This is a genomic window from Variovorax sp. Soil_C_17 (assembly GCF_057657265.1).
On sequence record NZ_JBDGIT010000007.1, the window covers coordinates 38,168 to 64,640 of the forward strand.

The window sequence follows — 26,473 nt, forward strand, 5'->3', positions numbered from 1 at the left end:
CCGAAAACGGGAACGACCGCACCACTTTCCTGGCCCCGGACCAGTCGCGGCCTCGGTAAGCGCAGGGTCCAAATCTGATCAATTGTCGCGAGGCATGCAGATCGGGACATTCGGCCCATTGAGTTCGGGCCGGAGTGCCGATATGGTTCGCGGTTCATTGCTGAATGGCGCATGCAGGTCTCGATGAGATAGCTCGGCCTGTATTTCTGTGTCGATCAAGAACAAGGCCCCGAGCTGCCAATAAGAACCAACCAAGGGAATCCTCACCCATGTCACGACTGAATCAAGTCGATATCGCCGTTCTTCAACGCTATCTCGATAGCGGAGAACGGTTGGCCTATCGGAACTATCTGAAAGGCACCGGCCCGGCCACCACCCCTGCGCGCGATGCCCTGGCGGCGCAGCGGAACGTCATGATGAGCAGCGGCAATGTGCTTGGCCTCGTCGAGGACGTCGCGGCCCGCTCGCCCGCGCTCGGTGCGGTGGTGCGCGTTATAGCGGACATCGGCGAGAACGCCTTCCTGGACATGCTGATTGGCGCCTCGCAAGGCCGCTCGATGCTCGGCACCACCACGGACCACCTATACGTCATAGGTGTCGAGGACATGGACACCCACACGCCGCTGGCGGAGCTGCTCACCGATGCCGCTGGCAGCGACACTGTCGAACTCCAAGGCCCCATCACCATCCTCAGCGGAAGCAACAAGGGCGACCTCGTGGTTGCGCTTGACCAGACGTCAAGTCGCTGTCGCTGTCGCTCTCGCATGCGTCGCAAGATCGCCGAGCGCCGAGCGTGCTCGCAAACGAGGAAGATAAGCCGTGCCTCTTCGACACCCTGTTTGGAGTTCTTTGCACCGCATCTAAGTGAGGGAGAGATCGAATGAGTGACGCCTGCTGTTTCGCTGAGTTCTTCTCGACTGTTCATTCTGTGCTTTCGTCAGTGAAATGCGGAGGCCTGCATGGCGTACGTGGATTTCGATGACGATGAGCAGCCTCGATCTGTGCCTCCCCCCATTCCAGCATTCTCGTTGAGGGGGAGTCTCAGTCCATTGCTGATCGTGCCGGCGCTGATCCCCGCGCTTGCAGTCTTGTTCGCGCCCGTCGACATTCTGGATCGCGTCCCACTACTTCAGAGGTTCACTGGTTGGATGGTCGCTCATGTGCCCTACATGGATGTGCATGCCAATTCAACGATCTATCCGCAGATGGCATTGCTGGTGAACTGCATGGTGGTGGCGCTGGTGCCGTACTTGGCCGCAGTGGTCCTTTGCCAGAGTTGCGTGAACTATCCCTATCTGCTCCGACGGCAACGAGCCATTGGGCGTGCGAGATTCAAACAGCACTTCGTTGTGCTTCTAGGACCATTGATCTCAGCGGGAGCAATTGCCGGCATGGTGATGTTGCCTGGTGACCCATCCTGGGCACTAGGAACGACAACACACCGGCGTGGGTTCTTCTATGCGTTCTCGGCATTTTTTTTACCCCTCATGGCGGGCTATGGATTCGGGGGCCAACGACACGCTCGATGGCGGCGCCGGCAACGACACCCTGATCGGCGGCGCCGGCAACGACACCTACCGCATGGCGCGCGGCCAGGGCAGCGACACGATCATCGAAACCGACGCCACCGCAGGCAACAAGGACACGGTGGAGTTTGCCAACGGAATCACGGCAGACCAGCTGTGGTTCAGGCAAGTGGGCAACAACCTCGAAGTGAGCATCATCGGCACCGAGGACAAGCTCACCCTCAACAGCTGGTACGCGGGGAGCGGCTACCAAGTCGAGGAGTTCAGGACCAGCGACGGCCATGTGCTGATCGACACCATGGTCCAGAACCTGGTGCAGGCCATGGCCAGCTTCGCACCCCCGCCGCCCGGGCAGACCACCCTGCCGCAGGACCATCAGAACAGCCTGGCCCCGCTCCTGGCTGCCGACTGGCGTTGAAGCGATACAGAGAAACCATGATTCGCCGGGTCGACGCGCGGAACAAGGTGCACGCCGTCACTGCACTGAACGCAAGCGACGATTGATCACGCGGTGGGCAGCACCTCGAAGCCTTCCAGTGGCGGCGACGGTGCCGGCACAGCGGTCCCCTCCAGCGCATCGACGCGTGAGCCCGGCACGCCGTGCCGCAGCCACGCGCACATCTGCGCCACCTGCTGCGGCGAGCCCTGAAGCAGCGCCTCGACCGAGCCATCCCGGCGGTTGCGGACCCAGCCGGCGATGCCGAGCGCTCGCGCGTGGCGCATGCAGCCGTCCCGGAACCCGACGCCCTGCACCACTCCGCGCACCCGCACCAGGCGGTGCTCGATCGCTGCGTTCTCATCATGTCGATCCATGAGCGCCTCTCGCTGATGCCGGGCCGCCCATTGTCGACCGGCTCCGGGTAAACACCAACCCCAATCCCCAACTTGGCGCTTGATTGCACTCATTTTTTGTATACAAATATAGGGTGCAATCAACGAACCGGACTTCCCCCGTCCGGACATCCGCCAACCGCCAACCGCCACGAGGAGACAACCCGTGAACACCGCCGTCAGCCAAGCCAGCGTGGAGCTACCGCTCGCCAGCCCCCCGCCGCACGCCCATGAATCGAACGCCCTCATCAAGCCGGGCTACGACCCTGCCCTCACCAACGAAGACCTTGCGCCGCTGAAGAAGCAGACCTGGGGCCAGTACAACATCTTCGCCTTCTGGATGTCCGACGTGCACAGCGTCGGCGGCTACATCACGGCCGGCAGCCTGTTCGCGCTGGGCCTGTCCAGCTGGCAGGTGCTGGTGGCGCTGCTGGTGGGCATCTGCATCGTGCAGTTCTTCTGCAACCTGGTGGCCAAGCCCAGCCAGGTGACGGGCACGCCCTACCCCGTGATCTGCCGCGCCTCCTTCGGCGTGCGCGGCGCCAACATCCCGGCCATCATCCGCGGCCTGATCGCGGTGGCCTGGTACGGCATCCAGACCTACCTCGCCTCGGCCGCCTTCATGGTGCTGGCGCTGCACCTGTTCCCCACCCTCGCGCCCTACGCCGACGTCAAGCTGCACGGCTTCGCCGGGCTGTCGGCGCTGGGCTGGGTCGCCTTCATGGTGATGTGGGTGCTGCAGGCCTTCGTGTTCTGGCACGGCATGGAAGCGATCCGCAAGTTCATCGACTGGGCCGGCCCCGGCGTGTACGTGGTGATGGCGATCCTGTGCGGCTGGCTGGTGTGGAAGGCCGGCTGGAAGAACATCGACCTCAACCTCGGAGGCGTCAAGTTCCAGGGCTGGGACGCGCTGCCGGTGATGCTGTCGGCGATCGCGCTGGTGGTGAGCTACTTCAGCGGGCCGATGCTCAACTTCGGCGACTTCTCGCGCTACGGCAAGAGCTTCGCCGCAGTGAAGAAGGGCAACTTCTGGGGCCTGCCCGTCAACTTCGTGTTCTTCTCGCTGCTGACGGTGATCACCACCGCAGCGACGCTGCCGGTCTTCGGGGAGCTGATCACCGACCCGGTCCACACGGTGGGCAAGATCGACAGCACCACCGCCGTCGTGCTGGGCGCGCTGACCTTCATGATCGCGACCATCGGCATCAACATCGTGGCCAACTTCGTCTCGCCGGCCTTCGATTTCTCGAACGTGGCGCCGCAGCACATCAGCTGGCGCACGGGCGGCATGATCGCCGCGGTCGGCTCGATCTTCCTGACGCCCTGGAACCTCTACAACAACCCCGAGGTGATCCACTACACGCTGGACATCCTGGGCTCCTTCATCGGACCGCTGTTCGGCATCCTGATCGCGGACTTCTACCTGGTGCAAAAGCAGCACGTCGTGGTCGACGAGCTCTACACGCTGAGCTCCAAGGGCCGCTACTGGTACACCAAGGGCTACAACATGAAGGCCGTGTGGACCATGATCCCCTCGGCGCTGATTCCGATCCTGTGCGTGCTCATCCCCGCGTGGCGCGGCGCCGCCAACTACGCCTGGTTCATCGGCATGGGCCTGGGCTTCGTGATCTACGCCCTCCTCAACCGAAAGCCCTGAACGAGATCCCATGCGCATCAAGATCATCAACCCCAACACCACCTGGAGCATGACCGAGAAGATCGGCGCCTGCGCGCGCTCGGTCGCGCGGCCCGGCACCGAGATCGTGGCGGTCAGCCCGGCGATGGGGCCGGCCTCCATCGAGAGCCACTACGACGAAGCCCTGGCCGTGCCCGGCCTGCTGCAGGAGGTCGCGGCCGGCGAGCGCGAGGGCGTCGACGGCTATGTCATCGCCTGCTTCGGCGACCCGGGCCTGCAGGCGGCGCGCGAGCTGGCGCGCGGCCCGGTGGTGGGGATCGCGCAGGCGGCCATGCACGTGGCCAGCCTGGTGGGCACGCGATTCAGCGTGGTGACGACGCTCGCGCGCACCATCGGCCAGGCCCGGCACCTGGCCGAGGCCTACGGCATGCAGCGCTTCTGCGCCAACGTGCGGGCCTGCGAGATCCCGGTGCTGGAGCTGGAGGCGCCGGGGAGCAAGGCGCGCGAGCGCATCGTCGAGGAATGCCGGCGCGCGCTGGCGGAAGACGGCAGCGACACGATCGTGCTCGGCTGCGCCGGCATGGCCGACCTGTGCGCCCACATCGGCCAGGTGCTGGGGGTGCCGGTGGTCGACGGGGTGGCGGCGGGCACGCAGCTGGTCGAGTCGCTGGTGAACCTGCACCTCTCCACCAGCAAGCGCGGCGAGCTGGCGCTGCCGCCGGCCAAGCCGATGACGGGCCTGCTGGAAGGCTTCACCCTGCAGGCGCCCGCGCTCAAGCGCGCCGCCTGAAGAAGGCGTGAGCGGGCCGCGGCATGAAACGCGCGCCGCGGCTCGTCCACAATCGGGCCATGCCACGCGCGCCCAAAGCACCCGCCTCTCCGTTCCCGACGCCGAGCCCCGAACCCGAGGCGGCCGCCGTCGCACCCGACAAGAGCGCGACCATCGAAAGCATCGCCCAGGACATCGCCACCGCCATCGTCGAGAAGCGCCTGCCGCCCGGCACCTGGCTGCGCGAGGAGGCGCTGGGCCGGGTCTATGCGGTGAGCCGCACCAAGATCCGCGCGGCGCTGCTGACGCTGTCGAAGGACAAGCTGATCGAGATGATTCCCGACAAGGGCGCCTTCGTCTCCAAGCCCAGCGTGCAGGAGGCGCGCGAGGTCTTCGGCGTGCGCCGAATCCTCGAGGCCGAGGTGGTGCGCCTGTTCGTCGCCAAGGCCAAGCCCGCCGACTACCGCGCGCTGGAGCAGCACATCCAGTTCGAGCGCACCACGCTGCGATCCACCACGACCACCGGCACGGTGCGCGAAAAGCTGCTGGGCGACTTCCACGTCGCGCTGGCCGAGGCGGCCGGCAATCACACGCTGGCCGAGCTGGTGCGCGAGCTGGTGGCGCGCAGCTCGCTCATTGCGATGCTCTACCACTCCTCCAACGACCCGCACTGCTCCTCCGACGAGCACTCGGACTTCCTGCGCACGGCCCGCAGCGGCGATGCGGAGGCGGCCGTGGCCTGCATGACCGAGCACCTGCTGCGCATCGAGGCCAACCTGCAGCTCACCACGCAGGGGGCGGACCGGCAGCTGGACCTGGTCAAGGCGCTGCTGGCTTGACGGCGCGCGCGGGCGCGATCAACCGTCGACCGGATGCGCCGGCGTTTCCAGCACCAGCTGCCAGAAGTCCACGTCCAGCCAGCGCCCGAACTTGAAGCCGGCCTGCCGGATGGTGCCCGCATGCTCGAAGCCGAGCCGCTGGTGCAGCGCGATGCTGCCCTTGTTGTCCAGGTCGATGGCGCCCACCATGACATGGACCTCCTGCGCCTTTGCGGCCGCGATCAGCGCCTGCATGAGGCGCAGGCCCAGGCCCTTGCCGCGATGGTTCTTGTGGACGTAGACGGAATGCTCGACCGAATACTTGTAGGCCGGCCAGGCGCGGAAGGTGCCGTAGCTCGCGAAGCCGAGCAGTTCGCCCTTGTCGTCGACCGCACCGATCACCGGGAAGCGCCCCGCCTCCTTGGCCTTGAACCAACCGACCATGTTCTCGGGCGTGCGGGGCTTGTAGTCGTAGAGCGCGGTCGAGTTGACGATGGCGTCGTTGAAGATCTCGAGGATGGCGCCGGCATGGGCGTCGTGCGTACAGGTGACGAAGTTCATGGCGCTCACAGCTCTTTCGTGCAGACGATGAACGGCCGCCGGGCGGCATGGCCGTCCTGCGCAACCGCACGAACAGGAATGGGATGCATCGGGGAAGGAGGGTGGTCGATGGCGATGGAGCACCCGAGTTTGCACGGAAAAAGCCCCCGCCGCGCTCGCCAAGAGGCCGCCGGCCTGAGACACTGCCCGCTTCCGAAAAGGAGCTGCACATGGACGAGCAATTCGACGCCATCGTCATCGGCAGCGGCCAGGCCGGCCCCGCGCTGGCCGACCGCCTCTCGCAGGCCGGCTGGCGCGTCGCGGTGGTCGAGCGCCACCGCTTCGGCGGCACCTGCGTCAACACAGGCTGCATTCCGACCAAGGCGATGGTGGCCAGTGCGCACGTGGCGGCGCTGCTGCATCGCAGCGAGGACTACGGCGTCGCGATCCAGGGCAAGGCCGAAGTGGACTTTCCCGCGGTGATGGCGCGCAAGAGCCGGATCTCCGGCCGTTCGAGCGAGAACGTCGAGAAGTGGCTGCGCGGCATGCCGGGCGTCACGGTCATCCAGGGCCATGCGCGCTTCGAGGACGCCGGCGTGGTCCGCGTGGGCGACCGGCTGCTGCACAGCGGGCGCGTCTTCGTGAACGTGGGCGGACGCGCGAGCGAGCTGGCGCCCGACATCCGCAACGGCGTCGATGTGCTCAACAACGCTTCGTTGATGGCGCTCGACCGCCTGCCCGAGCACCTGGGCGTGGTCGGCGGCAGCTACGTGGGGCTGGAGTTCGCCCAGATGTTCAGGCGCTTCGGCTCGCGCGTGACGGTGATTCAGCGCGGCGCGCAGATCGTGCCGCGGGAAGATGCCGACGTGGCGCGCACCCTGCAGGAGATCCTCGAACGCGAGGGCGTCGAGATCCGCACCGGGAGCGAGTGCTTCGCGCTGCGGCGCGAAGGCGAGCGCATCGCGGCGCGCTGGCGCTGCGGCGACGACAAGGACGAATTCCTCTGCACGCACGTGCTCAACGCAACCGGCCGCCGGCCGAACACGGATGACCTCGGGCTGGACCGCGCCGGCGTCAAGGTCGACGAGCGCGGCTTCATCGAGGTCGACGACCAGCTGCGCACCTCGGCGGCAGGCGTCTGGGCGCTGGGCGAATGCAACGGCCGCGGCGCCTTCACGCACACCGCCTACAACGATTTCGAGATCGTCGCCGCCAACCTGCTGGACGACGATCCGCGTCGCCTGGGCGACCGCATTCCCGCCTATGCGCTCTACACCGATCCGCCGCTGGCGCGCATCGGCATCACGGTGGGCGAGGCGCTGGCCTCGGGGCGGCCGACGCTGATCGGCGAGCGGCCCATGTCCAAGGTGGGCCGAGCCGTTCAGAAGGGCGAGGAACAGGGCTTCCTGCGCGTGCTGGTGGATGCGCAGACGAAGCACCTGGTCGGCGCCACGCTGCTGGGCGTGGAGGCCGACGAAGCGGTGCATGCGCTGCTGACGCTGATGTATTCGCGCCAGCCCGTGTCGACCGTGCAGCGCGCCGTGTTCATCCATCCGACGGTGTCGGAGCTGCTGCCGACGGTGCTGGGCGCCTTGCGGCCGCTGGAGGCACCGCCCGCGCGGGCCTGAAGCTCGCGATTTCTGCCGCGTCCGGCATCGGCCGCGAGAAGTCAAGCCTGTGTCATTGCTCGGTAACGCGCGTTGTCAGCGCGTGAATTATTTGATAGCCGCGCATGTGGCTAAGTCCGGCCGGCGGCTCCCTTTGCGACTCGCTTCCAGAGGGAAATTTATCCCCCGGGCAGGTGGATAACGTTGTGGAAAAGTCCAAGGGCAACTCATCCGTGCGAGGCCCCATGCGCGCTGCGACGGAGTGCCCGTCAAACAGGCATCCGTGGTCCCCGAGCGACGCGAAACGGCAAGGCCGCCCGCGCGGCCTCCCCATTCGACAACTTAGGTACTAAACGTCATTTACAAGCAGCGACAAAGTACTGCCAGGAAACAGCGCCCGGACGAAGCATCGGCCTCAGGGCAGCACCGGATTGGCCTGCGCCCGCTGGATACGGCGGTCTGCGTCCCGCCGCAGCAGGAATCGCTGCGCCACCAGGCTGTCGGCTGCGCTGGTCACGGCCGACAGGTAGCCGGCCTGCGTGCCGTACAGCGACTCGATCGAAGGCCGCGTGTCGCCCGCCGCGACGCGCGCCGCCTCGGTCTTGTGGAACGGGAGGAAGCTGCCCGTCAGGTTGGCCAGGTCGACGATGCCGGGGGTCGCCACGTAGTTGAACTCGAGGCTGGTGCCCAGCGGCGCCTGCACGTCGACGCTGCGGATGCCGGCCCTGGCGAGGCCGGTCGCCGGGTCGACCTGCGGCACCAGGATCGCGTAGTCCTTGCCCATGTAGGAAGGCGGCACGACGGTCGGGATGCCGGATTCGTCCTCCGGCCGGTACTGTGGCCCGTAGTCCAGCAGCGGAAAGCCGTTGTAGCGCGCCAGGTAGTTGAAGGCCGGGATCGCCGCCGGCGTGCCGCCGGCCGGCGGCCAGCTGAGGCCCGCGATGGTCGGGAACAGCAGCTGGCTGGGCCGCACCAGCGTGCCGTCGGCCACCTTGGGCACCTGGCTGGGGGGCGGCGCGGTGTTCTTCACCACCCAGTCCTCCATGTCGATGAAGAGCGCGCGGAAGGTGTCGGCGAAGTCCACCATGGAGCCCGCCGGATAGACCGTGGCCGCCGGGTTGAAGTTGATGCCCGTCGCCAGCCCGCCCGTGCCGCCGCCGTGCTGCGTGCTCCCGTAGTAGTAGATGCGCGCGTTGTCGGGCTGCACCAGGTCGGCGAAGCCGTTGGCGTCGGTCAGCACCGGCGAGCCCTGCAGCTGCCAGAACTCGGTGCCGGAGAGCCCCAGGAAGAACTTGGGGCAGGTGGCCGTGGCGGCGCAGCGCTTCATCACCCCGCCGCTGCGGCCCGAGACGGCGTCCACGTAGTCGGCGGCGAGGCCGCGCGGCGCGGTCTGACCGAAGGCGCGGTGGTCGGTGCGCAAGCCCCCGCCGCCGCCCGGCACCGCGAAGCGCGTGTTGATGTTGGTCTGGCGTGCCGCCACGTGCGCGAACATGCCGTCGAAGACCTTGCCGCCGTCCAGCCGCTGGTTGAAGCCCAGGTGCAGGAAGGTCTTCATCGCGTTGCCCGATTGCGAGGTGCCCTGCCCGATGGTGTGGGCGATCTTCCCGGCGAGCGGGTTCGGCGTGCCGGCCGAATCGGCCGCTGCCGAGCGGAAGAAGCTGATGGTGTCGCGCAGCGCGGCGAGGCCCACGCCCATCACCTTCGGGTCCTTGGCGACGTACTGCAGCTCGTAGAGCTGGTTGGGCTGGAAGCCGCCCTTGAGGCAAACGCGCGCCGGATCGGGGGTGCCGGGGAAGGGGTTGGCGGCGGCATCGCAGCTGGCGAACTTCCAGTCCGAGGGCGCGATGGCGATGCGCGGGTCGGTCTCGTTCACGCGGCGCGTCAGCAGGTAGCCGGGCTGCGTGTTGTCCATGCTTGCCGGCGCGTAGGGGATCATGCTGCCGTTGAACACGCCGCCGGGCAGCGCGATCGAGGGCGTGGGCGCGGAGGCGATCAGCTCGGTGGCGTAGGGCCCGGTGATCGAGGAGCCGTCCTTGTTCTTCGCCACCGGCACCGTCACGGTGAGCCGCTGCGGCGTGCTCTTGGGCACGTCGCCCTGCCAGGCCGAGAACATCCACACATAGCCGCGCTCGAAGTACTCCGCGTCGCTGGGATTCGCCGCGAGGTTGGGCATCGTCAGGATGTTGCCGCGGTTGGGCGCGTCGTAGCGCAGCACGCCGTTGGCCTTGCTCATGTCCTTGGGCTTGAGCATCAGGAAGTCGGCGCTGTACTCGACCATGCCGCGGGCGTTGAGCGGCGCGAACGCCAGGTCCTGGATGACCGCGTTCTTCGGGTCCTTGGGATCGAGCTCGCCGCTGATCGTGCCCGTGAGCTGCTCGTACGCGCCGACGCTGCCGAAGCTGCCGGGGTAGTCGGCGGTGGCGCTCACGGTGAGCTTGGTCTGCGGTGTGGCTGCAGCCGGCGCCGGGGTCGTCGCCACCGGCAGGAATCCGGAGAATCCGCCACCACCGCCTCCGCCGCAGGCGCTCAGTGCGAGGGTGGCGATCGCCCATGCGGCGGCGAAGAGTGCGCGCCGGCGGCGCGCCTCCTTGGGTTCTTGCATTGCTGTCTCCTGGTTGTGGTTCGAGAGGGAGTCCGGCCGCTTGCTTATTCGGCCTCGATTCCGGCCGCCTTCACGATGCGGCCCCACTTCTGCGACTCGCCGGCCTGGAACCTGGCCAGCTCCTCCGGCGTGCTGGTGAACACCTCGGTGCCGCTCGGTTCGTAGAAGGCAGTCTTGGCCGCCTCGCTCTTCGCGGCCTTCACCAGCAGCTCGTTGAGCCGCTTCACCACCGCCGGCGGCGTCTTCGCGGGCGCGTAGGCCGCGAACCAGTAACCCATCTCGTAGCCCTTCACGCCTGCCTCGGCGATGGTGGGCACCTCGGTCGCGAGCGGCGAGCGCTTCGCGCCGGAGACGCCGAGCGCGCGCAGCTTGCCGGCCTTGACCTGCGGCAGGCCGGTCGCCGTGTCGGTGATCATCATGTCGATCTGGCCGCCCAGCAGGTCCGTCACGGCCAAGGGGTTGCTCTTGTACGGCACGTGCAGCAGCTTGATGTCGGCCAGCTGCTGCAGCAGTTCGCCCGCCATGCGGCTGGACGAGCTGCCGCTGCCGAAGCTGTGCTTGCCCGGGTCCTTCTTCGCGAGCGCGACGAACTCGGCCACCGTCTTTGCCGGAAAGTCGGGCCGCACCACCATGATCTGCCCGCCCTTGCCCAAGGCGGCGACCGGTGCGAAGTCCTTCACCGGGTCGTAGGGCAGCTTCTTGAACAGGTGCTCGTTGGCCGCGTGCGTGGTGTTGGTGGTGATCAGCACGGTGTAGCCGTCGGGCGCGGCCTTGGCCACCTGCTGCGAGGCGATGAAGCCGCTGGCGCCCGCCTTGTTGTCGATCACCACCGGCTGCTTCGCCTCGGCCGTCACGCCGTTGCCCAGCGCGCGGGCGATCTGGTCGGTCGCGCTGCCGGCCGCGAAGGGCACGACGAAGGTGATGGGCTTCTCGGGGTAGCCCTGCGCCGCGGCGCTGCCGGCGGCGAGCAGCGCGGCGAGCACCAGCGGAAGAGATGACGATCGGATCATGGTTGCTTGTCTCCTGGGGTCGTTGAATGATGGAAAGAGGATTCGACGCTCAGCCCTCAGGGGGCCCCGCGAGGCGGTGCCGCAGCGCTTCGGGCACCTCGAGCGGCATGTCCAGCAGCAGGAAGGACAGCGCCTTGCCATGCGCATCCAGGTTGAGCGCATCGTTGACGCCGCCGTCGAGCACGCCGTCGAGCACGAAGTTCATGGCATGAAGGCGCGGCAGCAGGAAGCGCTGCACCCCGCTGGGCGCGCGATGGCGGAACTGCGCGGCCACGGCCTCGGGCGTGATCTGCTCGACCAGCAGCGGGTAGAGCGCCGGATGCCAGGCGATCACGCTGATGTTGGAGCGGTCGCCCTTGTCGCCGGTGCGGCCATGGGCGGCGCGAAAGAGCGGGACGCGATGGGTTTGCAAATTCATGCCTGCGCCTCCTCCAGCATCTCGAAGCGCACCGGCACCTGCTCGCGCGGCAACAGGCAGGAGCGCGTGTTGAGGCGCGGCGTGAGCGCGGTGCGCACGCCGCCGCCGCCGGCCGGGCCGCAGGTGTAGAGCGCCATCATCTCGCGCGTGAGCCGCTCGGCCTGCGCGCGCTCGGCATGCACCGCGGCCACGCGCAGCCGCACGTCGCGCGCCTCGCCCGCGGGCGTCGCCGCCAGGGCGCGGCCGCCGTCGTCGGCCAGGATGCTGAGGGCGCCGATCAGGTCGACGCGCAGCGCAAGACCCGCGAGCCGGCTGCGCAAGATGTCTGCGGCCAACCGGGCCCGCGCCTCGGCGCGTGCGCCGGCATAGGAGATCTCGCCCTCGGCCAGCCAGCCGCCCTCGTAGCAGACGTTGACCTTGTACTGCGCGGGCCGCGCATGGCCGCGCACGCCCGAGAGCGCGACCCGGTCCGCGCCGGCGGCGCGCACTTCGGCCTCGCCGATGTCGGCCACCACGTCGGGCGTGAGGTAGGCGGCCGGGTCATGCACCTCGTAGAGCAGCTGCTCCTTGACCGTGGCCTCGCTCACGAAGCCGCCGGTGCCTTCGGCCTTGCCCAGCGTGCAGCCGCCGTCGGCGTCGATCTCGGCGATCGGGAAGCCGATCGCATCCAGCCCCGGCACGTCCTTGTAGCCGGGGTCGGCGAAGTAGCCGCCGCAGACCTGCGCGCCGCATTCCAGCAGGTGGCCGGCCATGGTGGCGCGGCCGAGGCGCTCCCAGTCGTCGGCGCGCCACCCGAAGTGCGACATCGCCGGCCCGACCGTGAGCGAGGGATCGGCCACGCGGCCGCAGACCACGATCTGCGCGCCGGCATCGAGGGCGGCGGCGATCGGCTCCGCGCCGATGTAGGCGTTGGCGCTGACGACGCGCATGCCGTCCATCGCCGCGCCCAGGTGCTCGCGCAGCAGCGCGCGGTGTTCGTTGCCCGAGAGATCGTCTCCCTCCACCACCGCGATGCGCGGCGCGGCGGCCCCGAGCTCGCCGGCCAGGCGGGCGATGTGGCGCGCCGCAGCTCGCGGGTTGGCGGCGCCGAAGTTGCTGACGATGCTGATGCCGTGCGCGAGGCAGCGCGCCAGCACCGGCCGCAGCATCGCGTCGAGCAGCGGCTCGTAGCCGGCTTCGGGGTCGGCGCGGCGGCGCAGCTGGGCCAGGGCCAGCGTGCGCTCGGCGAGCGTTTCGAAGATGAGGAAGGCGCGCTGTCCGGCGGGCCCGCCGGCGAGCCGGGCGATCAGGGTGTCCACCACGGGGCCGGCGGCATCGGTGCGGTCGCCGGAGAAGCCGGCGGCGCAGCCGATCAGCAGGGAGGATGCGGGCGAAGGGCTCATGCGTGTCTCGGGTCGTGGTGCCAATGTAGGCATTCCGCAGTCATCCGTAAAATCGAAACTTCGGATCGGCTCATTCGAATTCCAGATCAATTCACAACAGGCAGGACATGGCCGCCACGGAACTCTCCACCCGCCAACTGCGCGCCTTCGTCGCGCTGGTCGACCTGCCCAACTTCACGCGTGCGGCCCAGGCCTGTCATCTGTCGCAGCCGGCCTTCAGCACGCTGATCCGCCAGCTGGAGCAGGAGGTGGGCACGCGCCTGTTCGACCGCAACACGCGCAGCGTGCAGCTCACGCCCGAGGGGCGCCTCTTCGAAGCCTCGGCGCGACGGCTGCTGGCCGATGTCGCGCGCGCGATCGGCGACTTGGGCGACCACGTGGAGCGCCGCAAGGGCCGCGTGCATGTCGCCGCCCTGCCCTCCCTGGCGGCGGGCTGGCTGCCCGCTTTGTTCTCGGACTTCCACGCGCAATGGCCCGGCATCGAGCTGGCGCTGAGCGACCAGCTGTCCGACGCCTGCATCGACCTCGTGCGCGGCGGCCAGGCCGACTTTGCGCTGGCCGCGGTCGGCAGCCGCGCGGCCGACAACGCCGAGCTGCGCATGCGCGTGCTGTGCACCGACCGCTTCCACCTGGTGTGCCCCGCCGCCCATCCGCTGGCGACCGAGCCCCGGCTCACGCTGCGCAAACTCCAGCCCTACGCCTTCATCCACATGACGCGCAACAGCAGCGTGCGGCAGGCCCTCGAGGTCGCGCTGCACCCTCTTGCGATGAACACGGTGCTGGAGGTCGAGCAGCTGGCCACCGTGATGGGCATGGTCGAGGCCGGCCTCGGCATCAGCGTGGTGCCTACGCTCACGCTCTACCAGTTCAGGCGCGAGACCATCGCGATCCGGCCGCTGCCGCTGCCTCAGCTCACGCGGCGCATCTACGTGGTGCAGCGGCGCGAGGGCAGCCTGTCGGCGGCGGCGCAGGGGCTGCATGACATGGTGGTGGAGCGGCTGGGGTCGCTGTCGATCTGATTCGCGTGCATCAGCAAGGCAGGCGCGGGGCAGGCCTCGGGTTCCACGATACGACTGGCCCATGAACCGACGCTGATCATGATCGGCCAGGCAGGCCGAGGCGCACCGAGGCGCTCCAAGGTCTGCCGCCTCAGATCATCGCCAACGGCTTCTTGCGCCGCGGCGGCGGATGCAGCCGGTCGATCTCCGCGAGGTCTTCCGCGCTCAAGCGCAGTTCCGCCGCGGCCAGGTTGTCGCGCAGATGCGATTCGCGCACCGCCTTCGGGATGGCGACCACGCCGGCCTGCGCCATCACCCAGGCCAGCGCCACCTGCGCCGCCGTCACGCCCAGCCTTTCGGCCATCTTCTTCAGTGCCGCGTCGCCGGCCAGCGCGCCCTGATCGATCGGGCTGTAGGCCATCAGCGGCATGCCGCGCTCGCGCTGCCAGGGTAGCAAGCTGAACTCCGGCCCGCGTTCGCTCATGGAGTAATAGACCTGGTTTGCCGCGCAGTCGAAGGACCTGCCGCAAACGCCCTCCAGCTCTTCCATGTCGTCGGTGTCGAAGTTGCTGACGCCCCAGCAACCGATGCGGCCGTCGGCCACCAGCCGCCGCATCGCGTCGCAGGTCTCGGCCAGCGGATGCTCGCCGCGCCAGTGAAGCAGGTAGAGATCGATGCGATCCAGCCCCAGGCGCGCCAGGCTGCGCGCGCAGGCAGCCGGCGTGCCCTTGCGGCTGGCGTTGTGCGGGTAGACCTTGCTGACGACGAAAAGCTCCTCGCGCTTCACCTCGCCGGCGCGCAGCGCCTCGGCGATGGCCTGGCCCACCACTTCCTCGGCGCCGCCTTCGCCATACATCTCGGCCGTGTCGAGCAGGCGATAGCCCATGTCGAGGGCCGAGCGCACGGCGGCGACTTCGGCCTTGCGCGAGCCGCGCTCTTCGCCCATGCGCCAGGTGCCGAGTCCGAGCACCGGGATGTTCACGTGGGCCGAAAGTGGGAGCGTGCGCATGCAAAGCCTTTCTTACTTGCGGCAATATGGCGGGCTGCCTCGGCACGCAGTCTTCCCCATTTCACCCACGGTTGCGAGGAGGTTTCCTACGTTGGAGGGCCCGGCACCCGTCCAGGCTGGAGCTTTCAAAACCACGGGGAGATTTTCCGATGCTCACCGATACGAGCAATGCCGCTTCGGAAGCCAAGTTCATTTCGCTCCACTGGCCGCACGAGGTCCGCTATTGGACCCGATCGCTTGGCTGCACGGAAGACGAACTCCGCGATGCCGTGATGGCCATCGGCTACTCGGCAGCGGAGATCCGTATCTATCTGGCTCGCAGGCGAGGCGGTCGCTGATCGATGCGCGCCTCGAACAGGTTCACTGCCAGCGGCCGTTGACCCACACCCAGTCGTTGCCCGCGAAGTTCCAGTAGCCCGGCACCCAGCGCGCACCCGCCTGCGGCGGTGCCGATGGCACTTCTTGCCTCATCGGCGGCATGGGGCGAATGGAGCCGGCTCGCCACTGGCCCGATTCCCACTGCCAGTTGCCGTTGCGCCAGACGTAGTGGCCGGGCACCCAGCTGTATCCGCTGGGTGCAGGCGGCGGCGGCTGCACCTCCTGTTGGGGCGCCGGCGGCTGAACGATCGTCACGCGATCGACGATGGTGGATTGCGGCTGCACGATGGGTTGCTCGCGCACCACCTCGCGTGTCACCCGAGTGCCACACGCGGCAAGCATCGAGCCCGCGGCGCCGAGAACAATGAACTTCACAATGGTTTTCATAAGACCTCCGCTGAATGCCGCCGCGCACGATGCCGGCCGGCCCATCTGTTGGAACCGCAGCCTGCGCGGCCCGGCCGAGGCGGATGCGAGACGATGAGGTAGGACGTGGTCGGAACCTGGCGAAAGACAGGCCCGACGCGCTGCGCCGGCTTGGCCGGCACAGCCACGGTCGCACTCCCATTCAACACAACAGCAGCCTTTGCGCTCATCGAGCAGCGCTGCCGTCCGACAAGCGCCGGAACGCGCAGGAATCACGGTGTCTTATCCGATTGGGGAGCGCACCATGAAACAGCGAGAAGACGATCCGGCCGCCAAGCGCGCCTTCCGTCGCATGGCCACCTTGATCGCGGTCCTGATCGTGGCTGCGTTGGCGCTCCTTTGGATATGGCTGAGGCAGCCGCCTCCTGCTGTCCAGTCGCCAACCGGTCAATTCAACGAGCAGCCCAGCCACGCGGCGGCCTCTCCGGTCCTGATGCGGCTTGGGGCGAGCCTTGGCCCGCCTACTTGCCCGCCGACAGGCCTTGCGCCGCGGCCAGGTGCTCCTGCAGGACGCGCAATGTCAGGTTGGCCCAGGTCTTGATGTCCGCGTCCTCGGCCGATCGCACAGCCTGCTGGAAGAGCTCGATGTCGGCGCGGTGATCGGCAATGCCGACCTCCCGAACGAAGGCGGTGTCGAAGGCAGCGCCGTCGTGCTTTTCGAGGGCGGCCATCTTGTGCTTCTTTTCCTCGGGCATGTCGTTCGGCAATTGAACGTCCTTGCTGGCTGCCAGTCGCCTGAGCTGGTCATTGGATGCCGTGTGATGCTCGACCAGCATCCGGGCGAACTGCTTGACCTGCGCCGACCGGGCCCTTTGCACGGCCCTTCTGGAGACCTCGACCTCATACAGCCCGGCTTGAACGGCGCTGCGCAGGAAAACGTTGTCCCCGTCGCTGACCTTTCTTGCCCCGCCGGTGAGTCCGCCGCCGGAGCGCGGCGGATCGGCGGCATGCACCCGGGGCGCCAGCAGTCCCATCGCCGCAAGGGCCAGGAGGATCGAGGCTCGGCGCTTGTCCACGCGCACGGTTGCGGCAGCGCGCAGACACGGCGGTTGGCGGGAGCGCACGGGCCGATCCATGGCCTTCAGGACACGTTGTCCGTGAGCCTGGGTGAAGGATTCAGGTGCCGAAGAAACCAGTCTCGTGCCAGGGACGACACGGTCTCGAGCGCGTCCGGCTCCTCGAACAGATGGGTGGCGCCCGGCACGATCGAGAGCTGCTTGGTGCCGTGCAGCGATGCGAGGGCGCGCCGGTTCAGGTCGATCACGGCCCCGTCGTTTCCACCGACGATGAGCAGCGTGGGCGCGCGCACCCGCTCCAGCGCCTGCTCGGCCAGGTCCGGACGGCCGCCGCGCGAAACGACCGCGCCCACGGCATCGGGCCGCTGCGCCGCGGCCACCAGTGCGGCGCCTGCGCCGGTGCTCGCGCCGAAGTAACCCAGCGCGAGCGAGGCGGTCCGCCGGTCGGCCTTCAGCCAGTCGGTCAGGCCGACCAAGCGTTCGGCGAGCAGGGCGATATCGAAACGCAAGCGGCGATCGCGCTCGTCGATGGCTTCTTCTTCGGCCGTCAGAAGGTCCGCCAGCACTGTCGCCAGGCGTGCGTCGTTGAGCCGTGCGGCCACCTGGCGGTTGCGCGGGCTGAGCCGGCTGCTTCCGCTTCCGTGCGCGAACAAGACCAGGCCACGAGCCCTGGCCGGCAGGCTCAGGTCGGCCTGGAGCATGGCGCCGGACGCGTCTATCTGAAGTGGGAACTTCTCCACGATTCCGGATACGGGATTCATCGCTGCACCCTGCGAAACAACAACCTTAGCCGCGCCCGCCGCAGACTTCTGTAGGGTGACGCGTACATGCGCGTAGGGCGATACAGAAAGGATCGACGCCACCGGAAATCGGAGCGCCCTTTGCGCGAGCACTCACCGGAATCCGGGCGAATGCCGCCGCCCGCCCTCGGCCTTGTGCAGCAAGTCCAGCGCCACATCGACGATCATGTCCTCCTGCCCGCCCACCATCTTCCGCGCGCCCAGCTCGACGAGGATGTCCACGGTCTTCAGCCCGTACTTTTGCGCGGCCGCCTCGGCGTGGCGCAGGAAGCTCGAATACACGCCCGCGTAGCCGAGTGCCAGCGTCTCGCGGTCGACGCGCACCGGCCGGTCCTGCAGCGGGCGCACCAGGTCGTCGGCCGCATCCATCAGCCGGTAGAGATCGGTGCCGTGACGCCAGCCCTGGCGCTCGGCCGCCGCGATGAAGACCTCCAGCGGCGCATTGCCGGCCCCGGCGCCCATGCCGGCCAGGCTGGCATCGACGCGGTCGCAGCCCTCTTCCACGGCCACGATCGAGTTCGCCACGCCCAGGCTCAGGTTGTGATGCGCGTGGATGCCGGTCTGCGTGTCGGCGCCCAGCACCTCCTTGAACGCGCGGAACCGGTCCCGCACGTCGTCCATGCCGAGCGCGCCGCCGGAGTCGACGACGTAGACGCAGCTCGCGCCGTAGTTCTCCATCAACAACGCCTGCTCGGCCAGCTTCCTCGGCGTGGTCATGTGGCTCATCATCAGGAAGCCCACCGCGTCCATGCCGAGCTCGCGCGCATATTCCAGATGCTGGCGAGACACGTCGGCCTCGGTGCAGTGGGTGGCGACCCGCACGACGCGCGCGCCCGCATCGTAGGCATTGCGCAAGTCGTGCGTGGTGCCGATGCCGGGCAGCAGCAGGGTGGCGACCTTGGCGCTCTTGACGGTCTCGGCCACCGCGGCGATCCACTCGACATCGGTGTGCGCGCCGAAGCCGTAGTTGAAGCTGGAGCCTTCGAGCCCGTCGCCGTGGGCGACCTCGATGCTGTCGACGCCGGCGGCGTCCAGCGCCGCGGCGATCGCCTTGACCTGCGCGATGCCGTACTGGTGACGAACGGCGTGGCTGCCGTCACGCAGGGTCACGTCGCTGATGTAGAGCTTTCGGGCCGGCATCATGCGAGCTCCTTCATACCGCGCGCGATGCCGCCGGCGATGCGCCGTTGCGCCATCCGTTCCGCGCATGCGAGCGCGGCCGAGGTCATGATGTCCAGGTTGCCGGCATAGGCGGGCAGGTAGTGCGCGGCGCCCTCGACCTCGAGGTACACCGAGGTCTTCAGGCCGTGCCGCATGCCGAGCCCGGGGATGTTGAGCGGCCGGTCGGCCGGGATCGGGTCGAACTGCACGCGCTGCTTCAGGCGGTAGCCCGGCACATAAGCCTGCACGCTCGCCACCATGCGGGCGATGCTGGCTTCCACCGCCGCCTGATCGGCCGGCTCGGAGAGGACGAAAACCGTGTCGCGCATGATCAGCGGCGGCTCTGCCGGGTTCAGCACGATGATCGCCTTGCCGCGCTCGGCCCCGCCGAGCTTCTCGATTGCGGCCCGGGTCGTTTCGGTGAACTCGTCGATGTTCGCGCGCGTGCCGGGCCCGGCGCTTCGGCTCGCGATCGACGCCACGATCTCGGCATAGTGCACCTTGGCGACGCGCGACACGGCAGCCACCATCGGGATGGTCGCCTGCCCGCCGCAGGTCACCATGTTCATGTTGCCGGCGTTCTCCGCATCCAGGTTGATCGCCGGGATCACGTAGGGGCCGATCGCGGCGGGCGTCAGGTCGATGACCTGCACGCCATGGGCCTGCAGCACCTCGTCGTGGTGCTTGTGGGCGGCCGCCGAGGTGGCGTCGAACACGATGTCGATGTCGCGGAACACGCCGAGCTTCACCAGCCCTTCGATGCCTTCCGCCGTGGTGGCGATGCCGAAGCGTTCGGCCCTTGCCAGGCCATCGGAGCTCGGGTCGACGCCCACCATCGCAGCCATCTCCAGGTGCTTGCCGTTGCGCATGACCTTGATCATCAGGTCGGTGCCGATGTTGCCCGGGCCGATGATCGCGACCTTCAATTTGTTCGTCACCTTGCTTCCTTCTCTCGAATGTCGGAGACGAGCTGCCCGCCGCGTCCCCAATGGCCTGCGGGGTACTCGTGGAGCAGGACCCGCACTGCGTCGACCGGCAATTCGAGACTGTCCGCCATGGCACGCGAAACACTCTCTATCAACCGGCGCTTCTTGTCGGGGCTGCGCCCCTCGATGATCTTGATCAGGGCGATGGGCATGGGTCACTCCTCGACGCCGAAGCCTGCGGTTCCGAGGCGCTCCATCTCGATCGAGACGTACTGCCCCGGCTTGATCCATTCGGCCGGCGTGGCGCCGCCCGCCATCACCACCCAGCCGGCTTGCAGCGGCTCGCCGGCCGCCGCCGAGAGCCGCGCGGCGGCGACCAGCGAGCGCAGCGGATGGCCGAGGATGGCGGCGGTGGAGCCGACCTGCACCACGCGGCCGTCGATGCTCAGCGTCAGGCCCAGGTTGCCGAAATCCTGCTGCGGATCGCTCCACGCGCCGATCACGAAGCCGCTCGACGAGGCGTTGTCGGCGATCACGTCCGGCAGGCTGAACTTGAAGTCCTGGTAGCGCGAGTCGATGATCTCGAGCGCCGGCGCCACGGCCTCGACCGCGGCGAGCGCCTCGACCAGCGTGGCGTCGCCGGACAAGGGCTTCTTCAGCACGAAGGCCAGTTCCGGCTCGACGCGCGGATGCACGAAGCGCGCGAACTTCAAGGGCGCGCCCTCCTCCACCTGCATGGCGCTCGACAGGCGTCCCCAGATGACGTCGTCGATGCCCATCTGGACCATCTTGGCGCGGCTGGTGAAGCCCATCTTCACGCCGACGCGGCGCTCGCCGCGCGCCAGGCGCCGCTGGATCGACGCGGACTGGATCGCGTAGGCCTCGGCCAGCGAGAGCTCCCCATGCGGGTCGATCTGCGGCATTGCGCGGGCGTGGCGGGCCGCGTCGTCCAGCAGCTGTGCGAATTCGTGGGCCTGGCTCATTTCGATTCCTTTGCAGCGTCAGCGGCTTCGAACACGGCCTTGACGCTCCCGAGGCCGTTGATGCGCGCTTCGAACACGTCGCCGGCCGCGACCGGCACCATCGGGCCGAGTGCGCCCGACAGCACCACGTCGCCGGCGCGCAAGGGCTGGCCGAGCGCCGCCATGGTGCGGGCCAGCCAGACCACCGCATTGACCGGGTGGCCCAGGCATGCCGCACCCGCGCCGACCGACACCGGCTCGCCGCGGCGGCTCATGACCATGCCGCACAGCCGAAGGTCCACGTCCCCGAGAAGCCGGGGGCTTCCACCCAGGACGAATGCGCCGGACGATGCGTTGTCCGCCACCGTGTCGACGAAGCGGATGTCCCAGCCCGCGATGCGGCTGCCCACGATCTCGATCGCCGGAAGGACGTGGTCCACGGCCCTGATCACCTCCGCATGTCCGGGATTTGCCATGTCGAGGTCACGGCCGAGAACGAACGCAATCTCCGCCTCGACCTTCGGCTGATCGAGCTGCTGCATGGGGATGGGTACGGCGTCGCCGAAGCTCATGTCGTCGAAGAGCACGCCGAAATCCGGTTGATCGACGCCGAGCTGCACCTGCACGGCGCGTGCCGTCAGGCCGATCTTGCGTCCGACCACGCGGCGGCCGCCGGCCAGCCTGCGTTCGGTGTTCATTCGCTGGATGGCGTAGGCATCCGCGGCATCCAGGCCGGGATGGCTCGCTCTCAAGGGCTGCGTGTAGCGGCCGGTCCTGGCAGCGTCCCACAGGGCTGCGGCTGCTTCAGCCAGGACGGCTGGTTGGGAAGGCATGGGTTCTCCATTGCCCGCGCGCGGCAGGCAGATTGAAATTCAGGGGTGGGGATGCGGGCCGGCTCGTCGGCCGGCCGCGGTGCTCAGAGGGCGCGGTCCTTCAGGCCGACCTTGCCGTAGATCTCGTTCACGTGTTTCTTCACGCTTTCGGGCGTCGTGTCGTCGACCGGCATGTGTGCCCAGCCGACCTTCGCGCGCGCGTACCGGCCGATCTCTTCGTCCTGGTCGCCGGTCGCCCCGCTGATGCCGTAGGCGCCCACCATGTCGTTGCCCTTGAACACGGGCGCGCAGCCACCGGAGGCCACCACCTGGCCGTTGGTGAAGACCGATGCGTTCACCAGCATCTGCGGATTTCGCTCCTTGAACCATTGCTGAATGACCAGCCCGTCGCTGAAGCGCGGGCTCATCGAGCGGAAGGCAGCGACGGTGAAGGCCTTTGCACGGGCCGTGTCCGGCGTGATGAAGCCCGCCTCATCCATGCGCTCGAGCGCGATCAGGTGGCCTTCGGGCCCGACGATGGCGACGGAGATGGGCACGCCCATCTCGGCAGCCTTCTCGCTCACGGCAGCGATGAATTCGCGGCACTCGGCAGCACGCAGTTTGGACATCTCGGTATTCCTTTTCCTGAAAAATGTGCTTCACTCACTCGGGCTTGATGCCCGTGTGCTGAACGAACTTCGACCAGCGCGCCGCCTCGCTGCGCAGGAAGCGCGACATCTCCTCGTCGCTGGTCTTGAGGACATCGATGGCCTGGGCCTTGTAGATCGCCTGGAGCTCGCTCGAATCGAGCGCCGCGTGCGCCGCGGTGCGCAGCTTCCCGATCACGCTCGACGGCGTCTGCGCGGGGGCCACGAGTCCCATCCACACCGACGTGTCGAAGCCCTTCAGCCCCAGTTCGTCGAGCGTGGGCAGATCCGGCGCGGCCGAGGTCCTGCGCGGACTGGTGACGGCCAGCGCCACCAGCTTGTTCGCGCGCACGTGCGGCAGCACGGTCGAAGCCGGCGCGAACATGAGCTGCACCTGGCCGCCGAGCAGGTCCGTGACCGCAGGCGTGCTCCCCTTGTACGGGACGTGGACCATCTTGACGTCGGCCATCAGCGCGAACTGCTCGCCCGACAGGTGCGGCGAGGTGCCGATGCCGGACGACGCATAGGCCAGCGCGCCCGGCCTGGCCTTGGCGAGTGCGACGAGTTCGGCCAAGGTCGTGACCTTCAGCGAGGGATGAACCACCAGCACGTTGGGAACGTTGCCGATGAGCGTGACGGGCTTGAATTCCTTCAGCGGATCGACCGCGCTGGCGCCGGGGAACGCAGCGTTGATGACGTTGGCGATCGTGATCGCGAAGACGGTGTACCCATCGGGCTGTGCCGTCGCCACGGCCTTGGCGGCGATGTTGCTGCCGGCGCCGGGCTTGTTGTCCACCACGAAGGGCTGGCCCAGGCGCCGCGCCATCTGCTCCGAGACGGCACGCACCGCCACGTCCGTGGCGGTGCCGGGCGGGAAGCCCACCAGCACCTTGACCGGCGAGGCCGGATAGACAGGCTGCGCCGAAGTCCATGAGGGCAAGGTGGCGGCAGCCAGTGCAGGCACTGCGGCGAGGAGTTCACGGCGTTTCATGTCTCGGTCTTTCTGTGAAGGGGCAGGCCAGGTCTCCATCGGCTTGCATGCGGTGATTAGAAGATGCAAGAGGCTATGTTTCAATCGAGACTTTCCAATCGAATGAGTGGCTGCGCTCATGAATGTGACTCTCCGCCAGCTCCGGGCCTTCGTGCTGGTCGCGCGGCTCGGCAACTTCACGCGTGCCGCGCAGGCGATGCATGTCACGCAATCGGCGCTCAGCCTGCTCGTGCGCGAGCTCGAGGGCGCCATCGACAGCCGGCTGTTCGATCGCACCACGCGGGCCGTGGCCCTGACGGCTGCCGGCAGCGACTTCTTTCCGCGCGCGGAACGGGTGCTGGCCGAGCTCGAGTCGGCGCTCGCGGGGGTGGACAAGCTGGTGGCCAGGGAACGCGGACGCGTGGTGGTGGCTGCGCCGCTGGTGCTGTCGAGCACTTACCTCCCGCCGATCCTGGCGGCCTTCGGCGCGAAGTACCCCGGCATCGAGGTCGTGCTGCAGGACACGCTGCCCAACCAGGTGTTGCCGCTGGTGCGCGGCGGTGCGGCCGATGTCGGGATCGGCACGTTCGCCTCGGATGAAGCCGACATCCAGCGCACGCTGCTGTTCTCGGAAGCGATGGCGGCCGCCTTCCCGGCGGGGCATGCGTTCACGCGCCTGAAGCAGTTGACCTGGGCGGATCTCGCGCAGGAGCCGGTGCTTGCATTGAGCCGCGGGAGCGTGTTCCGCGACCTCACCGAGGCAGGCTTTGCGGCGGCCGGGCTGATGCTGAAGCCCGCGAGAGAGGCCAACTATGCGGGCTCGCTCATCGGGATGGTGGACGCCGGGCTCGGCGTCGCGATCCTGCCCGGCTATGCGGTGAAGCTGGCGGACCCGGCGCGGATCGCATGGCGCCGCGTCGAAAACCCGCTGATCGACCGCGAGGTCGCGCTGGTGCAGCGTGCAGGCGTTTCGCTCTCGCACGCTGCCCAGGGCTTTGTCGACTTCATCCTCGCGCCGGCAGCGCAAGCGCCGGTTGCATAGAGTGCCGTGCGCTTGCTGAGGTGGTGCACGTAGCCGAGGCTCACCTTGCTGGCCGATTCCCGCGGCAAAGAATGGTTCAGCGCACCTGGTCCGCGATCCAGCGAAGAATGAAGTCGGCCACTTCCAGGTTGTTCCTGTCCTGCATCATCATGTGCGAGTTGCCCTTGAGGCCCACTTCGGGAAGCCGCACCAGGGACGCCCTGCCCCCGTCCGCGCGGTTGATCCGCTCGACCACGGCCTTGCGCGCCTCGTAGCGGGGCTTGCCCGTGAACACGGGGGCGTCCAGATGGTCCCCGAACAGCTCCAGCACGGGGATGCCTCGATAGGCGGCGATCTGCGCGTCGGTGGGCGCGACCGACTGCGCGCCCTCGATGTTGACGACGGCCTTGACCAGCGCGGGCCGCAAGCCGACCAGGGCATCGGCAAAGGGCCCTGCCAGCGAGTGCACGACGACGATCGCGGGCCCGATGTCGTCCAGCAGGGCTGCGAGCGCCTGCGGGGCAGTGCCCATGCCGCCGCCGTCGAGCATGGCCTCGGCGAAGGGCACACCCTGCGAAGCGAATCTCGGGAATGCCTCCACGGGAAACTGCGTGTCGGGGAACGCGGTGCCGTGGGAAGGCCCGAAGCGGAAAAGCGGCCAGGCGAGTTCGGCCGTCACCATCAACACGCTGGCGGGCAGGCCGGCGACGCTGTCGCCGGCCTTGGCTGCGTTGATGGCGGTCGCGTCGAATCCGGAGCGCCCGCGCCCCGGCGTGTCGACCACGTAAACGGCATGCCCCTTGCGCGCGAGGTAGGTGGCCCAGCCCTCTCGTCCATCGGGCGTGGTCTCGTAGCTCATGCCGGTCAACCCGCCGCCGTGCACCAGCACGACGGGGATGGCGCTGGTCCTGTTCGCAGGGATGCGGTAGTGGACGTACATCTGGTTGACGGCCACCGTCCCCGGCTTGACCGGGCCGGCCGGCGACACGCCCGGATGCTTGGAAGTGACCGGCTTCCCGTTGACGAAGAACATGCCCTCGTCGGCCAGGTTCAGGGGTCCGCCGATCGAGGCGGCGGCGGTTTCGGCGCTCGCGCAACCGAGCAGGATCGCGCAGGCCGCGGCGGCGATCTTTTGGTGGAAATGAAGCATCAGGCGTCTCCGTGGTGTTCTGGTGACGCAGGCATTAGAGGTCCTCGAGCGCAGCACGTCCAACGAGGAAAGCCAATGAGTCCATTGGCTCGGCTCATCGACGAGCCGCATGGCCGGCCTATCGTTTCCTGTGCAGCAGTTCCAGGAACTGCTCTGCCGGCGTACTGAGCGGCCGGTCGCTGCGCACCATGCTGCCGTAGGTCGCGAGCTTGTGCCGTATCGGGTAGCGCACGATGCTGAGCACGCCATGCTCGGCGTCGCGCTGCGCGACCGTCGCCGGGATCACGCCGATCATCCGGGACTTGCGAATCAGGTTGATGGTCGTGAGGATCGAACCGGTCTCGATCAGGCCGCGCGGCACCACCGCGTGGTGCACCTGGAACTCGCGCTCGATCACGTCGCGCATGGGGCTGTGCGCCGGTTGCAGGATCCACGGGTAGTCCAGCAGATCGGCGAAGGCCACGCGTGACCGTCCGGCCAGCGGATGGTCGTTGCCGGCGACCACTGCCAAGGCCTCGTCCTCGATCGCCCTGAAGGTGCAGATCGCCGCCTCGGGACCCACGGGGCGACCCACCACCACCTCGAGCACGCCCTCGTGCAACTGGGCGAGCAGCTTGTCGCTGGTGTCCACGGCGATCTCGATGGCCAGCAAGGGATGGGCCGCCTTGAGCTCGGTGAGCGCGTCGGTCAGCCGGCCGGGCGAGGCGGCCATGATGCTGCCGAGCGAGAACTTGCCCACGCTGCCGAGCTGGAACTCGTGCAGTTCGCGATTGAGCGCCTCCATGCTGCCGCGGATTCCCCTGAAGTAACCCATCACGCGCTCGCCCGCGGCGTTGAGCCGCAGGCCGCGCCCGGCGCGCTCGAACAGCGGCTGGCCCAGCGCGCTCTCGAGCTCGTGAAGCATCTTGGTGGCGGCCGGCTGCGTCAGGCCCAGTTGATCGGCGGCGGCGCGCAGGGTGCGCCGTTCCTCCACGGCCAGCATCAGCGCCACCTGCCTCATGCGAACGCGGTTGAGCAGCCGGGGGGTCGAATCCTGCTTGTCGAGGGAGCCCACGATT

Annotated in this window: 28 protein-coding genes; 9 read left to right on the forward strand and 19 right to left on the reverse strand. The window is 68.2% G+C overall.

Annotation, left to right across the window (positions count from 1 at the left end; translation table 11 throughout):
* Positions 1–269: 269 nt before the first annotated feature.
* On the forward strand, positions 270–884 hold the full coding sequence (locus AC3A6Y_RS26535) for a hypothetical protein (RefSeq protein WP_487871231.1): 615 nt from the start codon (positions 270–272) through the stop codon (positions 882–884).
* 613 nt (positions 885–1,497) lie between these two features.
* Positions 1,498–1,944, forward strand: coding sequence for a calcium-binding protein (locus tag AC3A6Y_RS26540; protein WP_487871232.1), 447 nt, complete (start codon positions 1,498–1,500; stop codon positions 1,942–1,944).
* A gap of 86 nt (positions 1,945–2,030) precedes the next feature.
* On the opposite strand, the gene AC3A6Y_RS26545 is transcribed toward AC3A6Y_RS26540, so the two are convergent.
* The gene (locus AC3A6Y_RS26545; protein WP_487871233.1) at positions 2,031–2,339 is read right to left on the reverse strand and encodes an acylphosphatase; all 309 of its coding nucleotides are present in this window, start codon (positions 2,337–2,339) and stop codon (positions 2,031–2,033) included.
* 184 nt (positions 2,340–2,523) lie between these two features.
* On the opposite strand from AC3A6Y_RS26545, the gene AC3A6Y_RS26550 reads away from it, so the two are divergent.
* From AC3A6Y_RS26550 to AC3A6Y_RS26560, 3 genes are read left to right on the forward strand one after another with little or no spacing between them, the layout of a single operon-like run.
* Complete coding sequence (locus AC3A6Y_RS26550) at positions 2,524–4,014, forward strand: NCS1 family nucleobase:cation symporter-1 (protein WP_487871234.1); 1,491 nt, start codon at positions 2,524–2,526, stop codon at positions 4,012–4,014.
* A 10-nt stretch (positions 4,015–4,024) separates the two neighbouring features.
* The gene (locus AC3A6Y_RS26555; RefSeq protein ID WP_487871235.1) at positions 4,025–4,783 is read left to right on the forward strand and encodes an aspartate/glutamate racemase family protein; all 759 of its coding nucleotides are present in this window, start codon (positions 4,025–4,027) and stop codon (positions 4,781–4,783) included.
* A gap of 59 nt (positions 4,784–4,842) precedes the next feature.
* On the forward strand, positions 4,843–5,601 hold the full coding sequence (locus AC3A6Y_RS26560) for a GntR family transcriptional regulator (protein WP_487871236.1): 759 nt from the start codon (positions 4,843–4,845) through the stop codon (positions 5,599–5,601).
* Between the two features lie 18 nt (positions 5,602–5,619).
* Here AC3A6Y_RS26560 and AC3A6Y_RS26565 read toward each other — a convergent pair whose 3' ends face one another.
* The gene (locus AC3A6Y_RS26565; protein WP_487871237.1) at positions 5,620–6,141 is read right to left on the reverse strand and encodes an N-acetyltransferase family protein; all 522 of its coding nucleotides are present in this window, start codon (positions 6,139–6,141) and stop codon (positions 5,620–5,622) included.
* 209 nt (positions 6,142–6,350) lie between these two features.
* Here AC3A6Y_RS26565 and AC3A6Y_RS26570 point away from each other — a divergent pair, with 209 nt between their 5' ends.
* Positions 6,351–7,748 carry an FAD-containing oxidoreductase gene (locus AC3A6Y_RS26570; RefSeq protein ID WP_487871238.1) on the forward strand — a complete coding sequence of 466 codons (1,398 nt, stop codon included), beginning with the start codon at positions 6,351–6,353 and terminating at the stop codon, positions 7,746–7,748.
* Between the two features lie 394 nt (positions 7,749–8,142).
* Here AC3A6Y_RS26570 and AC3A6Y_RS26575 read toward each other — a convergent pair whose 3' ends face one another.
* The 4 genes from AC3A6Y_RS26575 to AC3A6Y_RS26590 are packed head-to-tail and all read right to left on the reverse strand — an operon-like array spanning position 8,143 to position 13,139.
* On the reverse strand, positions 8,143–10,329 hold the full coding sequence (locus AC3A6Y_RS26575) for an alpha/beta hydrolase domain-containing protein (RefSeq protein ID WP_487871239.1): 2,187 nt from the start codon (positions 10,327–10,329) through the stop codon (positions 8,143–8,145).
* Positions 10,330–10,373: 44 nt separating this feature from the next.
* On the reverse strand, positions 10,374–11,339 hold the full coding sequence (locus AC3A6Y_RS26580) for a Bug family tripartite tricarboxylate transporter substrate binding protein (protein WP_487871240.1): 966 nt from the start codon (positions 11,337–11,339) through the stop codon (positions 10,374–10,376).
* Positions 11,340–11,388: 49 nt separating this feature from the next.
* Positions 11,389–11,757 (reverse strand): AtuA-related protein, encoded by a 369-nt coding sequence (locus AC3A6Y_RS26585; protein ID WP_487871241.1) that lies wholly within the window; start codon positions 11,755–11,757, stop codon positions 11,389–11,391.
* Complete coding sequence (locus AC3A6Y_RS26590) at positions 11,754–13,139, reverse strand: acyclic terpene utilization AtuA family protein (RefSeq protein WP_487871242.1); 1,386 nt, start codon at positions 13,137–13,139, stop codon at positions 11,754–11,756. The genes AC3A6Y_RS26585 and AC3A6Y_RS26590 overlap by 4 nt, the downstream gene beginning before the upstream one ends.
* 107 nt (positions 13,140–13,246) lie before the next feature.
* Between AC3A6Y_RS26590 and AC3A6Y_RS26595 the strand changes: the two genes are divergently transcribed.
* Positions 13,247–14,158 (forward strand): LysR family transcriptional regulator, encoded by a 912-nt coding sequence (locus tag AC3A6Y_RS26595; protein WP_487871243.1) that lies wholly within the window; start codon positions 13,247–13,249, stop codon positions 14,156–14,158.
* 130 nt (positions 14,159–14,288) lie between these two features.
* Here AC3A6Y_RS26595 and AC3A6Y_RS26600 read toward each other — a convergent pair whose 3' ends face one another.
* The gene (locus AC3A6Y_RS26600) at positions 14,289–15,146 is read right to left on the reverse strand and encodes an aldo/keto reductase (RefSeq protein ID WP_487871244.1); all 858 of its coding nucleotides are present in this window, start codon (positions 15,144–15,146) and stop codon (positions 14,289–14,291) included.
* Positions 15,147–15,295: 149 nt separating this feature from the next.
* Here AC3A6Y_RS26600 and AC3A6Y_RS26605 point away from each other — a divergent pair, with 149 nt between their 5' ends.
* A complete protein-coding gene (locus AC3A6Y_RS26605; RefSeq protein WP_487871245.1) occupies positions 15,296–15,484 on the forward strand; it encodes a DUF3606 domain-containing protein in 189 nt (62 codons plus the stop codon).
* A gap of 22 nt (positions 15,485–15,506) precedes the next feature.
* Here the strand turns inward: AC3A6Y_RS26605 and AC3A6Y_RS26610 are convergent, their stop codons facing one another.
* The 10 genes from AC3A6Y_RS26610 to AC3A6Y_RS26655 all read right to left on the reverse strand — a co-directional run bounded on the left by AC3A6Y_RS26610 (position 15,507) and on the right by AC3A6Y_RS26655 (position 23,265).
* Positions 15,507–15,911, reverse strand: coding sequence for a hypothetical protein (locus AC3A6Y_RS26610; protein ID WP_487871246.1), 405 nt, complete (start codon positions 15,909–15,911; stop codon positions 15,507–15,509).
* Between the two features lie 500 nt (positions 15,912–16,411).
* Positions 16,412–16,966 carry a DUF4142 domain-containing protein gene (locus AC3A6Y_RS26615; protein ID WP_487871247.1) on the reverse strand — a complete coding sequence of 185 codons (555 nt, stop codon included), beginning with the start codon at positions 16,964–16,966 and terminating at the stop codon, positions 16,412–16,414.
* Between the two features lie 65 nt (positions 16,967–17,031).
* On the reverse strand, positions 17,032–17,706 hold the full coding sequence (locus AC3A6Y_RS26620) for a dienelactone hydrolase family protein (protein WP_487871409.1): 675 nt from the start codon (positions 17,704–17,706) through the stop codon (positions 17,032–17,034).
* Between the two features lie 153 nt (positions 17,707–17,859).
* A complete protein-coding gene (gene dmpG, locus AC3A6Y_RS26625) occupies positions 17,860–18,909 on the reverse strand; it encodes a 4-hydroxy-2-oxovalerate aldolase (RefSeq protein ID WP_487871248.1) in 1,050 nt (349 codons plus the stop codon).
* Entirely contained in the window at positions 18,906–19,865 is a 960-nt protein-coding gene (locus tag AC3A6Y_RS26630; RefSeq protein ID WP_487871249.1) for an acetaldehyde dehydrogenase (acetylating), read from the reverse strand. Before AC3A6Y_RS26630 ends, dmpG begins: the two co-directional genes overlap by 4 nt.
* Positions 19,862–20,065 carry a tautomerase family protein gene (locus tag AC3A6Y_RS26635; RefSeq protein WP_487871250.1) on the reverse strand — a complete coding sequence of 68 codons (204 nt, stop codon included), beginning with the start codon at positions 20,063–20,065 and terminating at the stop codon, positions 19,862–19,864. Before AC3A6Y_RS26635 ends, AC3A6Y_RS26630 begins: the two co-directional genes overlap by 4 nt.
* 3 nt (positions 20,066–20,068) lie before the next feature.
* Positions 20,069–20,836 carry a 2-keto-4-pentenoate hydratase gene (locus tag AC3A6Y_RS26640; protein ID WP_487871251.1) on the reverse strand — a complete coding sequence of 256 codons (768 nt, stop codon included), beginning with the start codon at positions 20,834–20,836 and terminating at the stop codon, positions 20,069–20,071.
* Positions 20,833–21,648 (reverse strand): 2-keto-4-pentenoate hydratase, encoded by an 816-nt coding sequence (gene mhpD / locus AC3A6Y_RS26645; protein ID WP_487871252.1) that lies wholly within the window; start codon positions 21,646–21,648, stop codon positions 20,833–20,835. Before mhpD ends, AC3A6Y_RS26640 begins: the two co-directional genes overlap by 4 nt.
* An 83-nt stretch (positions 21,649–21,731) precedes the next feature.
* Positions 21,732–22,256, reverse strand: a complete 525-nt coding sequence (locus AC3A6Y_RS26650; RefSeq protein ID WP_487871253.1) for a GlcG/HbpS family heme-binding protein — start codon at positions 22,254–22,256, stop codon at positions 21,732–21,734.
* Positions 22,257–22,290: 34 nt separating this feature from the next.
* Entirely contained in the window at positions 22,291–23,265 is a 975-nt protein-coding gene (locus AC3A6Y_RS26655) for a tripartite tricarboxylate transporter substrate binding protein (protein WP_487871254.1), read from the reverse strand.
* A 118-nt stretch (positions 23,266–23,383) separates the two neighbouring features.
* Between AC3A6Y_RS26655 and AC3A6Y_RS26660 the strand changes: the two genes are divergently transcribed.
* Positions 23,384–24,286 carry a LysR family transcriptional regulator gene (locus AC3A6Y_RS26660; RefSeq protein ID WP_487871255.1) on the forward strand — a complete coding sequence of 301 codons (903 nt, stop codon included), beginning with the start codon at positions 23,384–23,386 and terminating at the stop codon, positions 24,284–24,286.
* 76 nt (positions 24,287–24,362) lie between these two features.
* Here AC3A6Y_RS26660 and AC3A6Y_RS26665 read toward each other — a convergent pair whose 3' ends face one another.
* Both AC3A6Y_RS26665 and AC3A6Y_RS26670 read right to left on the reverse strand, forming a co-directional pair.
* Positions 24,363–25,415, reverse strand: a complete 1,053-nt coding sequence (locus tag AC3A6Y_RS26665; RefSeq protein ID WP_487871256.1) for a lysophospholipase — start codon at positions 25,413–25,415, stop codon at positions 24,363–24,365.
* A 118-nt stretch (positions 25,416–25,533) separates the two neighbouring features.
* Positions 25,534–26,469: a LysR family transcriptional regulator gene (locus tag AC3A6Y_RS26670; protein ID WP_487871257.1), complete on the reverse strand. Its 936-nt coding sequence runs from the start codon at positions 26,467–26,469 to the stop codon at positions 25,534–25,536.
* Between the last annotated feature and the right edge of the window lie 4 nt (positions 26,470–26,473).

What these genes read in the sequence shown, in the direction of transcription:
- AC3A6Y_RS26535 (WP_487871231.1), top strand. Translation starts at nt 270, where the DNA reads ATGTCACGACTGAATCAAGTCGATATCGCCGTTCTTCAACGCTATCTC.
- AC3A6Y_RS26540 (WP_487871232.1), top strand. Translation starts at nt 1,498, where the DNA reads ATGGATTCGGGGGCCAACGACACGCTCGATGGCGGCGCCGGCAACGAC.
- AC3A6Y_RS26545 (WP_487871233.1), bottom strand. Translation starts at nt 2,339, where the DNA reads ATGGATCGACATGATGAGAACGCAGCGATCGAGCACCGCCTGGTGCGG.
- AC3A6Y_RS26555 (WP_487871235.1), top strand. Translation starts at nt 4,025, where the DNA reads ATGCGCATCAAGATCATCAACCCCAACACCACCTGGAGCATGACCGAG.
- AC3A6Y_RS26560 (WP_487871236.1), top strand. Translation starts at nt 4,843, where the DNA reads ATGCCACGCGCGCCCAAAGCACCCGCCTCTCCGTTCCCGACGCCGAGC.
- AC3A6Y_RS26565 (WP_487871237.1), bottom strand. Translation starts at nt 6,141, where the DNA reads ATGAACTTCGTCACCTGTACGCACGACGCCCATGCCGGCGCCATCCTC.
- AC3A6Y_RS26570 (WP_487871238.1), top strand. Translation starts at nt 6,351, where the DNA reads ATGGACGAGCAATTCGACGCCATCGTCATCGGCAGCGGCCAGGCCGGC.
- AC3A6Y_RS26575 (WP_487871239.1), bottom strand. Translation starts at nt 10,329, where the DNA reads ATGCAAGAACCCAAGGAGGCGCGCCGCCGGCGCGCACTCTTCGCCGCC.
- AC3A6Y_RS26580 (WP_487871240.1), bottom strand. Translation starts at nt 11,339, where the DNA reads ATGATCCGATCGTCATCTCTTCCGCTGGTGCTCGCCGCGCTGCTCGCC.
- AC3A6Y_RS26585 (WP_487871241.1), bottom strand. Translation starts at nt 11,757, where the DNA reads ATGAATTTGCAAACCCATCGCGTCCCGCTCTTTCGCGCCGCCCATGGC.
- AC3A6Y_RS26590 (WP_487871242.1), bottom strand. Translation starts at nt 13,139, where the DNA reads ATGAGCCCTTCGCCCGCATCCTCCCTGCTGATCGGCTGCGCCGCCGGC.
- AC3A6Y_RS26595 (WP_487871243.1), top strand. Translation starts at nt 13,247, where the DNA reads ATGGCCGCCACGGAACTCTCCACCCGCCAACTGCGCGCCTTCGTCGCG.
- AC3A6Y_RS26600 (WP_487871244.1), bottom strand. Translation starts at nt 15,146, where the DNA reads ATGCGCACGCTCCCACTTTCGGCCCACGTGAACATCCCGGTGCTCGGA.
- AC3A6Y_RS26605 (WP_487871245.1), top strand. Translation starts at nt 15,296, where the DNA reads ATGCTCACCGATACGAGCAATGCCGCTTCGGAAGCCAAGTTCATTTCG.
- AC3A6Y_RS26610 (WP_487871246.1), bottom strand. Translation starts at nt 15,911, where the DNA reads ATGAAAACCATTGTGAAGTTCATTGTTCTCGGCGCCGCGGGCTCGATG.
- dmpG (WP_487871248.1), bottom strand. Translation starts at nt 18,909, where the DNA reads ATGATGCCGGCCCGAAAGCTCTACATCAGCGACGTGACCCTGCGTGAC.
- AC3A6Y_RS26635 (WP_487871250.1), bottom strand. Translation starts at nt 20,065, where the DNA reads ATGCCCATCGCCCTGATCAAGATCATCGAGGGGCGCAGCCCCGACAAG.
- AC3A6Y_RS26640 (WP_487871251.1), bottom strand. Translation starts at nt 20,836, where the DNA reads ATGAGCCAGGCCCACGAATTCGCACAGCTGCTGGACGACGCGGCCCGC.
- mhpD (WP_487871252.1), bottom strand. Translation starts at nt 21,648, where the DNA reads ATGCCTTCCCAACCAGCCGTCCTGGCTGAAGCAGCCGCAGCCCTGTGG.
- AC3A6Y_RS26650 (WP_487871253.1), bottom strand. Translation starts at nt 22,256, where the DNA reads ATGTCCAAACTGCGTGCTGCCGAGTGCCGCGAATTCATCGCTGCCGTG.
- AC3A6Y_RS26655 (WP_487871254.1), bottom strand. Translation starts at nt 23,265, where the DNA reads ATGAAACGCCGTGAACTCCTCGCCGCAGTGCCTGCACTGGCTGCCGCC.
- AC3A6Y_RS26660 (WP_487871255.1), top strand. Translation starts at nt 23,384, where the DNA reads ATGAATGTGACTCTCCGCCAGCTCCGGGCCTTCGTGCTGGTCGCGCGG.
- AC3A6Y_RS26665 (WP_487871256.1), bottom strand. Translation starts at nt 25,415, where the DNA reads ATGCTTCATTTCCACCAAAAGATCGCCGCCGCGGCCTGCGCGATCCTG.